We start from the raw sequence: 10,600 nt of genomic DNA on the forward strand, positions 1-10,600 counted from the left end.
CATAAATGAATAAGACAGTACTTGCCGCTATTGTGATCGTAATTGCAATGGCGGGTGCAACCTACCTTGCTGTCGGTAGTGCCGGCGGTATGGGTGGTGAGGGTGACTGGGTTAACAAACTCGCCGTGTTGGGTGCGCTTGTCCTGGTCGTCGTGACAGCGTTCGTAGTGACTAAATATGTTCGCCAGATGCAAACAGATAAAGCGAGCGGAAAACTTGCGGATGAAAACTGGGACGGGATCGGAGAATATAAAAACGAACTTCCTTTCGGATGGGCGGTTATTTTCCTCGGTCTCAACATCTGGGCAATCTGGTACTTCCTCGCGGGTTATCCGGTTAACGCCTATTCGCAAATCGGTGAATACAATGAAGAAGTAGCGGCACACGACACAAAATTCGAAGCGGAACATGCGAACATGGATGAAGAGACGCTTAAAGAGATGGGCGGATCGGTATTTATCGTACAATGTGCTCCGTGTCACGGTCTTCAGGCAGACGGTATCGACGGCAAAGCGGCGAACCTGAATGTCCGTCTCGAAGAAAAAACAATCAAACACGTGATCAACAACGGTTCGAACAACCAGCTCCTGGGAATGGAAATGCCGATGCCGGATCGTAACGGTTTGATGAACGCCAACACGGGTGCTTTGATTACCGATGCGGAAATTGATGCGGTTGCCAAATACGTTGCCGGCGGTCTCAAAGGGACTGAAGGTGCCGACGTATTTGCCGGAACATGTGCCGCATGTCACGGAGCAGACGGCAAAGGGATCGATATGGTCGGACCAAGCCTGGCCGATTACAATCCGACTCTCGTGGCCAATGTTCTCAAACACGGTAAAAAAGGTGCGATCGGTGCAATGCCGGCATTCAACAACTTGACTGAAGTTCAAGTCAAAGCGCTTGGTGCGTATGTCACCGGCCTCAGCAAATAAGGAGAGTCTTATGGAAAATCGTAGCATTTTTGCATTGGACGGCATCACCGGGATGTTGATCGCAACAGTATTGTTGCTTTCCATTCTCGCTTTCCTCACGGTTTTGGGACTCGGCGCGCAGCAAAACAATGCCGCCAACTTCTACAAAATCGAAAATGAAAAAGAGATCAAGATGATTAGCACCGATAACGCTAAGCATCGGGTCAACGTAGAGTAAGGGGTTTAGTATGGCAAGTATCATGGATAAACTCATCACTTGGACATTGGTGATTTCCGCAGCGGTAACGCTGTGGGCGGTTGTTACGCCCAATCACCTGTTTATCGGGTAAAGGGTAGCGTTTGTTACTCTCGCGAGGGCTGGCGGCCCTCACCCTCATCCTTTTTTCCGCACTTTCTCTCCATGCAGAATTCTTATATAAAGATGATGTTGTCAAAAATCCGGCATTTAGCGAACAGATCAACGCGATCGGCACGGAGCTAAAAGCCAAAACGGGCGTTTCGCTCTACCTTGTCATGGTTCGTGACCTCGACGGCAACCAGAGCATCGCCGACTTCGAAAAGCAGCTGGCCCGGGAAATCAAAGAGCCCGCCGTCATCATGACTTTTATCGAGCTGGAACAAAAAGTCGATATCCTGGCGCGTCCCGTCTCTTTATATGAGCATTTTAACAAACAGCAGGTCCTCAGTCCCAACGCAACGTTTATCGGTGCGGTGGTGAGCGCGGTGATGTTCGCCCGCAGCTACGACGAAGCCAAAGAGCTGATAGCCAACCGCGGCGGTACGATCCTCCCGATCCTGGCCGAAAAAGCCAAAGGGGACGATATCGTCTCAAAATACTCGGTTGCCATGTACAACGGCTATGCCGACGTCGCCGAGCAGATTGCCGCGCATCAGGGGGTGAGCCTCAGCTCATCCGCCGGAAGCGGCAGCAAAAATTTCATCGATATTTTACGCGTCATTTTTTACGGTATCATTCTTTACGCAATTATCCTCTATATTCGGGGAAAATATTTTCGTAAAGAAGGTAAAAAGGATGAATAAAGACGCCGGCCGTAAATGGCCGATTATTATCGCCCTCTCCATGGTCGGCATCGTCGCCGCCTGTGTCGTGACGATCAAAGTCGCTTTGAACAATCCGGTTCAGATGTCAGACTACGGTCTTCAGGGATACCATGATTACGACGCGAACGTCAACAAGATCATCGAAGCGAAAATCGCATTTGACCGCAAATACGATATAGCGTTCCTGACGCCGAAAATCGATGAGAAAGGGACGGTGATCGCTTACCGCGTGAGCGACAAATCGGGTAAGCCGGTCGAGAACGCAACAATCGAAGCGGTTTTGACGCGTCCGGATACGAGAGAGTTCGATATCACCCTCTCTCCTGAAGCACCAAAAGACGGGAACTACACGTTTAAAGCGGTTGATCTGCCCAAACCGGGCCGCTGGGACATTCTGGCCAAAGTCAGCGTCGGCGGCGATACCCGCTATTACAACCTCAAAGCCGATACCCGAAACCCCAGCACGTTCGAATTTTAACGATGTTCTCCCGAGAGTGCGTCGTTTACCCCACCTCCCGATGCATCCGTAACGCGCTGGAATCGGCGAGCGAGGGGATGCTTCCCCGCCACATGAGCATGGGGGAGTTTCTGGGCCGATGCAGCATTGCTCCGGGGCGGATCGTTCCCGATGAAGATCTCCGGCTGCTCGCACTGCACGAAGCGAGCGACTTCAAAGCGTTCGCATCCTTAGAGATCGAACGCAGCTTCTTTAGTTTTATCCAGAACGCACAGTATATTTTCCGCTTTTTCGAAGAGCTCGCCTCCGAGCAGGTCAGCGTCGATACTCTCCGCGACGTCGACGTTTACGGTGAATACGAAGAACACATCGCCATATTGATCCGTCTGCGTGAGCGTTACCGTGAAATCTGCGAGCGAAAGGGCTGGGCGGACCCCATATTCGCCGTTGAGACGATGGATGTCGACACGGCATTTCTGAGCCATTTCGATTCGGTGCGCATCGAGGTGGAAGGTTACCTGAGCCGGCGGGAGATCGATATCCTCAGAGAATGTGCCCGTACGGTCGAGCTTCAGATCGTCTACAACGCGACCCCTTATAATCGTAAAATGAGCTCGCGTCTTGCCGAAATGGGATTCGATATCTCCGAGGGGAAACATTACCGTCTCTCGCTCAGCCAAAACCGCGTTCTCGAGGAATCAGAACTGCGCCAAAACCGTGCGCTCGTATGCGATACTTTCCAAAGCCGCCTCGCGCAGGCGGGATACATCAAGGCAACGGTGGAATCGTTCGTCCTTGAGGGGATCGCACCCGAGAATATCGCCGTCGTGCTGCCTGATGAGTCGTTTGCGCCGATGCTCGGCGCGTTCAACGATGAAGGGAATTTCAACTTCGCGATGGGAAGAAGTTTCGAGACTGCCGAAGCGTACCGCGACGTTGAGAGCATTATGCTTTATCTTGATGAGCCAAACGTCTTGAACCGGGCACGGATGCGCCATGTCGGTGCCGATCGGATCGAATGGCTCAAAACGCGCTGCCCGAAACCTTTTGCGATGGAAGAGCTCGAGGTGCTGTGGGAGATGGTGTCGGAAGACAAAAACGATGATGCGGCCCGGGAGATCATTCAGGAGGAACTGCGCCGCTTTTCCCATTTGGCGCCGGTGCTGGAGAACCTCGATTTTAAAAGTGTGCTGCGCATTTTCATGAACCGGCTGCGTAACCGCACGTTTGATGACGTACGTGGGGGAAAGGTGACGGTCATGGGGCTGCTGGAGACACGCGGAAGTACCTTTGAGGGGGTTGTCGTCGTCGATTTCAACGAGGGGTATGTCCCCCACAAGAGCGACAAAGATCTCTTTTTGAACACCCAGACCCGCAAATTTGCCGGGCTGCCGACCTCGGGTGATCGGGAATCGCTTCAGAAGCATTATTACGCGATGCTTTTTAACCGGGCAAAGCGGGTTGCGATCGCATGCGTCCAGAATGCCGATTCGGTCCCTTCGCGATTTTTGCTGCAGATGAAGATACCGTTGCGAAGCGCGCAGTATCGGTACGAAGAGGCGCTTTTTCCGCCGTTTTCACCTAAAGAGCGCCTCCGATCCTCGTATGCGGGGGAATACGATTTTACCGCCCACCCCCTTTCGGCCAGTTCGCTCAAGAGTTTCCTCACCTGCCGAAGGCAGTTTTATTACCGTTATGTCCTTCACCTCGTTCCCCACGAACTGCCGCGCGATCTTTCGGAAGAACGCGATATCGGCAACGTCCTGCACGCGTCGCTCGAAGCGCTCTATCGCGGGCGTGACGCCTACCGAACCCCCGCGGAGATCAAGAAAGCCCTCGAAGCGTTATGGGGGGAGCATGTCGGCGACGATGCGTTGCAGCGCCATATGAAGCGGCTGTGGCTTGAAAAGCTCGAGACGTTTTACCGTTCCGAAATCCGCCGTTTCGAAGAGGGGTGGCGGGTTGCGTACCGCGAAAAAGAGCTTTCGACGACGATCGAGGGGATCACCCTTGTCGGAAGGGTCGATCGGATCGACATGCGTGAAGGGGCTTTCGAAGTGATCGATTACAAAAGCGGCAGCTATCCCGATGTCGACCGCGAGCCCAGAGAGGAGGATACCGATTACCAGCTCAGCGTCTACGCCTTTTTGGCCGCCACGCTCGGGGAAGTGCAGGGATGCGGCTATTATGACCTTGGGCGCGGCGAGCTGTTCCGGGAGCGTTTTCTGGAGGCCAAAAACGCCCGGCTGCGGGAGATCATGAAAACCCTGGCGGAGGGGAAAACGTGGGACTGGGAGATGTGCGAGGATCTGAGCCGCTGCCGCAACTGCGCCTACGTCTATCTGTGCAACCGGGAGGCGATGCGTGGCGTTTGAACCCTTTTTGGCGTACGAAGCGAGCGCGGGGAGCGGCAAGACCTTCAACCTGGTCGTACGTTACCTGAGTCTGCTGTTTTTGGGAGAAGACCCAAGAACGATCGTCGCCCTGACCTTTACGAACAAGGCGGCCAACGAGATGCTCGAGCGGATGGTGCAGACCCTTGAGCATCTGCACGAGAGGGGGGAATTACAGGCGATCGCCGACGTGTGCGGCATCTCGGCCGACGAGATCCTCGCTCGGCGGCCTGACGTGCTGCGCCGTTTTTTGCACGCCGACGTACAGATTTCGACCATTGACAAGTTTTTCGGGCGGATTTTGCGCAAATTCGCCCTCAATGCCGGAATCATGCCGACGTTCAAGACAACCCAGAACCATCATGAAGTACGGCTTTTGGAACGTTTTTTGAACGAAGTGGAAGTGGCCCGTTCCACCCCGGCGCTGGTGCATCTGTCGATTTTGAGCGAAAAACGGCTGGGTGCACTTTTTGCGCTTCTCTCGCAGCTTTACGCAAAGCACAAGGAGTTCGACCTGAATGCCTACGCCGGCGTCGAAGCGGGGGAAGAGAGGAGCGCGCAGATCATGGAGTACGCCTTCGCCCTGCGTTCGATGCTGATCGCCAAACCCCTGAGCGATCGTTCCCGTGCCACGATGGAGTTTAGCGACCTGGCGTCGTTACTGGAGAAGACGTGGGTCTTCAAAGAAACTCTCGAATACTGGGATTTCAAAAAACATTACGAACCGGCGATGGACGATCTCCTCCGCAAGCTCCAGTCGGCTCTTCAAGAGCATTTCCGACGGCGCGAAGCGCTCTATTTCAAAGAGCTTTTCACCCTTTTGAAGCTCTATATCAAAAGCCGCCGTGCGATTGCGCTGCAAAGCAACGAGCTTTCGTTCGACGACATCACGCTTAATGTCCATACCCTTCTACGTGAAAAGCTGGAGAGCGAATTTCTCTATTTCCGCCTGGATGCGCACCTCAAGCACCTGCTGCTCGACGAATTTCAAGATACCAGCGTGATCCAGTTCGATATTCTCCGCCCGCTGATCGAGGAGCTGCGTGCCGGGGCCGGGGTGAAGGAAGGGGGGAGTTTCTTCTTCGTCGGCGACGTCAAACAGTCGATTTACCGTTTTCGCGGCGGTGTGAGCGCATTGTTTCACCGGGTCGCGGAGCTCTTTGACGTCCGGATCGAGCCGTTGCGGGTCAATTACCGCTCGCGGAGCACGATCGTCGAATTCGTGAACCGGACGTTTGCGGAGAAAATAGCGGGATACACCCCTCAGCAAAGCCCTGAAAAGCTCTCGGGCGGATACGTGGAGACGCTCGTGAGCGCCGATCCGCTCGAATCGCTTCGCGGCTGTGTGGAGCGGCTGATCGATAACGGATCCGCACCCGAAGAGATCGCCGTCCTAACCGTTACCAATAACGACGGGGGGGCGGTGGAAGAGTATCTGTCGCAGCGGGGCTACGAGGTGGTCACCGAAACGACGGCAAAGCTGATTTCGCAGCGAAGCGTGCGCGCGATTATCGAGTATCTGCGCTACTGCTATTTCGATGCACCGATTTACCGCTTTAACGCGGCCGCGCTTCTGGGGGCGGATCCTGAGGAACTGCAGCGTATTCTTCCCGTCGATCCGGTGGAAGCGGCGATCGCGTTTGTGCGCCGTTACGAAATTGCCGACAAAAGCGCATTGATGTTCATCGAGGCGTTGCGGGGGTATCGCGATTTTGAAGAAGCGGTGTTCGAAGTCGATCGGCTCGAAACCGCTTCGCCGCAAAGCGATCTGCGGGGGATACGGATCATGACCGTCCACAAATCCAAGGGGCTGGAATTCGAGCACGTGATCGTCCTAGATCAGCTGGGGCGTCCACGCGCGAAAAACGATTCCATCGTTTACGAATACGACGGTGCGACGCTGGTCGGGCTGCATTACCGGATCAAAGAGCGCGAAAAGCTCGACCCACGTTACGCGCTCGCACTCGAAAAAGAGAAAAAAGCGGCCGAAGAGGACCGTCTCAACGCTCTTTACGTGGCACTCACCCGTGCCGTCGAATCGCTCCATGTCATCGCCAAGGAAAAAGGGTCGTGGTTCGAACCCCTCGGAGTGGTTCCGGCGCAATGGGGGGAACTGCGGCGGCGCGAAACCGCCGCCAAGACGCCGCAGTCGCCGGGGAACCTTTCGTATCGGGGAACGCGGTTCGGCACGCAGGAAGAGGCTGCCTCTCTCCCCCGCGAAGAGGCCTATGATTACGATGCCGCGCAGTTTGGAACGGCGCTGCATTATACCCTAGAGATGCTGGGGAGTTTTTCGGCCGATGCCCTTGCCGACGCGCTGGAATCGGCCCGGAACCGTTACGGCGCGATGCTGCGTCCCGGAGCGATCGAGGAGATCGCTCAAAGGGCCCGAAGGCTGCTGGACGATCCGTTTTTTCTTCGAATCACGCAAGGACAAGTGCGTAAGGAACAGACGTTACGCCATCGCGGCGCGATTCACGTGATCGATCTGCTGATCCGTAACGATGAGGGATGGATCATCGTTGACTACAAATCGGGGCGCGAGGAGGAGGGGAAATACCGCGCCCAGGTTCTCCGGTACGCCGAAGCGGTCGCTGCGGCGACGAACGAAAAGGTCCGCGGCTATCTGTGTTATCTCCTTGCCGAAGGGATCGAATGGGAAAAGTGCTTATAAAAAACTTAATTTAAGCTGTTTATAAGACTAAGCAGGTACAATTGCGCCACTATTTATAGAGACTTTAAAAGGAGGCTCGTGATGAAATTTACAAAAATTGCCACACCAGAGCAAATCGAGCGTAAATGGGTTTTGATCGATGCGGAAGGGAAAACGTTCGGTCGTCTGATGACAGAAATCGCTACCCGTCTTCGCGGAAAAGACAAACCTTATTTCACCCCAAACGTTGACTGCGGCGACTTCGTCGTCGTCATCAACGCGTCTAAAGCGGTAATCAACGGTAACGGCAAAAACGCGACCAAAACATACCACCGCCACACCGGTTACTTCGGTAACGTAAAAAGCGAAAAGTTCGTCGAACTGATCGCGACAAACCCCGAGAAAGTATTCAAACTCGCGGCTCGCGGCATGCTTCCAAAAACGAAACTGGGCCGCGCAATGCTCAAAAAACTCAAAGTCTATGCAGGTGGAGAACACCCACACTCTGCGCAGATCGCTAAGTAAGGATAAACGATGGCAAAAACGTATGCAACCGGCAGAAGAAAAACTTCGATCGCAAAAGTATGGCTTGCTCCGGGTACAGGTAAAATCACTGTAAACGGTCTTTCACTCGACGCTTGGCTCGGTGGTCTGGAAGCGAAAAAACTGCGTGTAACGCAGCCTCTTTCACTGACAAAACAGGACACATCGGTCGACATCACGGCAACTACCCTCGGCGGCGGTTTCTCAGGACAGGCCGATGCGCTTCGTCACGGGATTTCACGTGCTCTTTGTACGTTCGATCCTTCGTTCCGTGCGATTCTCAAACCTTTCGGTATGCTTACCCGCGACTCTCGTGTCGTTGAGCGTAAGAAACCGGGTAAACGCAAAGCGCGCCGTTCTCCTCAGTTCTCGAAACGTTAATCGTTTCCTTTCTCTCTTCGGAGAGAATCCCTCTTTCTTTCTCCTATGATTCTCTTTTTTATCCCTATTTCTTTATCAGTATAATCTTTTTCAAACACAACACAGCTGTTACGCCTGCCGATCGGTTCTTTTGATACCCGGATTGAGAATACCGCGCGCTCAGCGGGCGCGGAAAAGTTTTCGGTTGTACATGTCGTCCAAGACGGTGATAAACGCCAGAAGGTCTTTTTCGAGTTCGGCGTCGTGAGCGGAGGGGTGCAGACGGCCCTGGGCGTAGCGGTAGGTTTCGGCCGCTTTGCCCGGCTGCAGTACGGCGACGCGATCCTGCGAACGCAGGGCAAAGGTATCGTTGAACATCATCAGCGAAATTTCCTGTTTCGCATCGCTGAAGACCGAGTGCCCCAACACCGGATGGGTCAGGTCGGTTCCGATCAGATCAAGCGCCGTGGCGAGGACGTCGGGCTGGGAGGAGAGTTTGTCGAAGGTCTGCGGTTTCAGCCCAGGGGCGACGATCAGGGCCGGGATATGGAACATGTTGACCGGAACGACGTCGTCCCCGTAGACCCGGACGTTGTGGTCGGCGACGACGACGAATACCGTATTCTTGTAATAGCTCTCTTTTTTGGCGAGTTCAAAAAGCCTTCCTACGGCGAAGTCGGCGTATTTGACCGCGTTTTCGACTCCGTATTTTGGTTTGCCCGGTAGAAATTCGATTTTTCCTTCGGGGAGTTCGAAGGGGGAGTGGTTCGAACTCGAAAAGAGGACGCTGACGAATTTCTCGCCTTTGGCGGCGTGTGCTTTGAATTTTTCGTGCGCTTTCATGACGAGGTCTTCGTCGCTGACTCCCCAGGTGCTGACGAAGGTGGGATTTTTATAGTCTTTTTGCTCGATCACTTCGTCAAACCCGTTTCCGAGATACCAGCCGCGCATGTTGTCAAAGCGCCCCTCGCCCCCGTAGATGAAGCTCGATTTGTATCCCAGCGGTTTGAGAAGGGAGGCGACGGTGAAAAAGTCGCTTTGGGATTTGTTGCGTTTGACCACTTCGTCTCCCGCCACGGGGAGCCATCCCGACGTTACCCCGGCCAGTCCCCGGATACTTCGGGTTCCGTTGCTGTAGAGGTTGGTAAAGGCAAGCCCTTCACGGGAGAGTTTTTCCATGTTGGGCGTCACGGCGGCGTCCCCGCCGCAAAACCCGACGAACTGCGCCCCCATCGATTCCTGGATGAAGATCACGAGATTTTTCGGTTCGGCGGAAGGAAAGCGGGTCGGTTCGCTGCGCGTGAACGGTAGAGGCGAGCCCAGCGGGATGTTGAGACGCGATGAGACGCGGGCATAGGCATCGTTCAGGTCCATTTTGCCGTAGCGCTTGAGAATATCCTCTTCCTTGGCATAGCTTTTGTAGGCATAACCGACGCTGTAGAGGGAGTTTTTCGCGATTTCGTTGGCAAGGCGGTTGGTACTGAAGAGGGCATCGGAGATATTCGCGGGGCGGTGGCCGAAGGAGGAACGGATGCCGATGAACAGCACCAGCAGGATCGGAAAGAGCAGCAGCAGCCTCTGCCACTGCGGCGGCTGCATCGCTTCGACGAAACGTCGGGGGAAGAAGCGCACGTAAGCCCATGCGGCGAATCCCATCATCACCCCGGCGAGGGCGAGTTGCAGCGGGTACTCTTTGAGGATCATCGAGCTTACTTCCTGCGGGTATTTGAGATATTCGACGAACAGGTAGTTGGGGCGGACGTCGTACTGCGCGACGAAGGGGAACGTGGCGTTTTCGACGAACAGCGCCAGCAGGAGGAAAACAAGAACCCACCCGTCGATGAGGCGTTTGCCCCATGCCGCTCCGCGGCGGGGCATCGCGGTGAGGATCAGGGCGGGGATGACGAGGATGATCGAGACGGCCATCGTATCGAGTTTGAGACCGTAGAGGAAGCTGAGGAGTGATTCGGCGAGCGTGATGTCGCCCAGACGGTCGAAATAAAGGAGATAAAGCCCAAGCCGCCCCAGAAAAAAGAGGGCGATGAAGAGGAGGTAGAGTTTGAAGAGTTCTTTGACGATCCGCACGTTACGATATCCTGATTTCGGTATTAAGATACAGAGTTATATCATAAAAACAGGTAATAGTTTCAAAGGGTTCCATACACCGTTTCTAATGATTTTCTCATAGTAAAAGCCT

General features: G+C 54.4%; 9 protein-coding genes. 8 read left to right on the forward strand and 1 reads right to left on the reverse strand.

Annotated features, from left to right (window positions below):
• Positions 1 to 5 precede the first annotated feature (5 nt).
• From E0765_RS11585 to rpsI, 8 genes are all read left to right on the forward strand, one after another.
• On the forward strand, positions 6 to 935 hold the full coding sequence (locus E0765_RS11585) for a c-type cytochrome (RefSeq protein ID WP_132813387.1): 930 nt from the start codon (positions 6 to 8) through the stop codon (positions 933 to 935).
• A 10-nt stretch (positions 936 to 945) separates the two neighbouring features.
• Positions 946 to 1,152, forward strand: a complete 207-nt coding sequence (locus E0765_RS11590) for a DUF4006 family protein (protein ID WP_132813388.1) — start codon at positions 946 to 948, stop codon at positions 1,150 to 1,152.
• A 122-nt stretch (positions 1,153 to 1,274) separates the two neighbouring features.
• On the forward strand, positions 1,275 to 1,976 hold the full coding sequence (locus E0765_RS11595) for a 3-dehydroquinate dehydratase (protein ID WP_132813389.1): 702 nt from the start codon (positions 1,275 to 1,277) through the stop codon (positions 1,974 to 1,976).
• On the forward strand, positions 1,969 to 2,475 hold the full coding sequence (locus E0765_RS11600; RefSeq protein WP_132813390.1) for a FixH family protein: 507 nt from the start codon (positions 1,969 to 1,971) through the stop codon (positions 2,473 to 2,475). Before E0765_RS11595 ends, E0765_RS11600 begins: the two co-directional genes overlap by 8 nt.
• Positions 2,476 to 2,477: 2 nt before the next feature.
• The gene (locus E0765_RS11605; RefSeq protein ID WP_132813391.1) at positions 2,478 to 4,829 is read left to right on the forward strand and encodes a PD-(D/E)XK nuclease family protein; all 2,352 of its coding nucleotides are present in this window, start codon (positions 2,478 to 2,480) and stop codon (positions 4,827 to 4,829) included.
• A complete protein-coding gene (locus tag E0765_RS11610; protein ID WP_165921752.1) occupies positions 4,819 to 7,521 on the forward strand; it encodes a RecB-like helicase in 2,703 nt (900 codons plus the stop codon). Before E0765_RS11605 ends, E0765_RS11610 begins: the two co-directional genes overlap by 11 nt.
• An 81-nt stretch (positions 7,522 to 7,602) precedes the next feature.
• Positions 7,603 to 8,025, forward strand: a complete 423-nt coding sequence (rplM, locus tag E0765_RS11615) for a 50S ribosomal protein L13 (RefSeq protein ID WP_132813393.1) — start codon at positions 7,603 to 7,605, stop codon at positions 8,023 to 8,025.
• A 9-nt stretch (positions 8,026 to 8,034) separates the two neighbouring features.
• Positions 8,035 to 8,424, forward strand: a complete 390-nt coding sequence (gene rpsI / locus E0765_RS11620) for a 30S ribosomal protein S9 (protein WP_132813394.1) — start codon at positions 8,035 to 8,037, stop codon at positions 8,422 to 8,424.
• Positions 8,425 to 8,583: 159 nt separating this feature from the next.
• Here the strand turns inward: rpsI and E0765_RS11625 are convergent, their stop codons facing one another.
• Complete coding sequence (locus E0765_RS11625) at positions 8,584 to 10,488, reverse strand: LTA synthase family protein (RefSeq protein ID WP_132813395.1); 1,905 nt, start codon at positions 10,486 to 10,488, stop codon at positions 8,584 to 8,586.
• Positions 10,489 to 10,600: the final 112 nt, after the last annotated feature.

This window comes from Sulfuricurvum sp. IAE1, assembly GCF_004347735.1.
In the GTDB taxonomy this organism is placed as follows: Bacteria; Campylobacterota; Campylobacteria; order Campylobacterales; family Sulfurimonadaceae; genus Sulfuricurvum.

What these genes read in the sequence shown, in the direction of transcription:
- E0765_RS11600 (WP_132813390.1), top strand. Translation starts at nt 1,969, where the DNA reads ATGAATAAAGACGCCGGCCGTAAATGGCCGATTATTATCGCCCTCTCC.
- E0765_RS11605 (WP_132813391.1), top strand. Translation starts at nt 2,478, where the DNA reads ATGTTCTCCCGAGAGTGCGTCGTTTACCCCACCTCCCGATGCATCCGT.
- E0765_RS11590 (WP_132813388.1), top strand. Translation starts at nt 946, where the DNA reads ATGGAAAATCGTAGCATTTTTGCATTGGACGGCATCACCGGGATGTTG.
- rpsI (WP_132813394.1), top strand. Translation starts at nt 8,035, where the DNA reads ATGGCAAAAACGTATGCAACCGGCAGAAGAAAAACTTCGATCGCAAAA.
- rplM (WP_132813393.1), top strand. Translation starts at nt 7,603, where the DNA reads ATGAAATTTACAAAAATTGCCACACCAGAGCAAATCGAGCGTAAATGG.
- E0765_RS11585 (WP_132813387.1), top strand. Translation starts at nt 6, where the DNA reads ATGAATAAGACAGTACTTGCCGCTATTGTGATCGTAATTGCAATGGCG.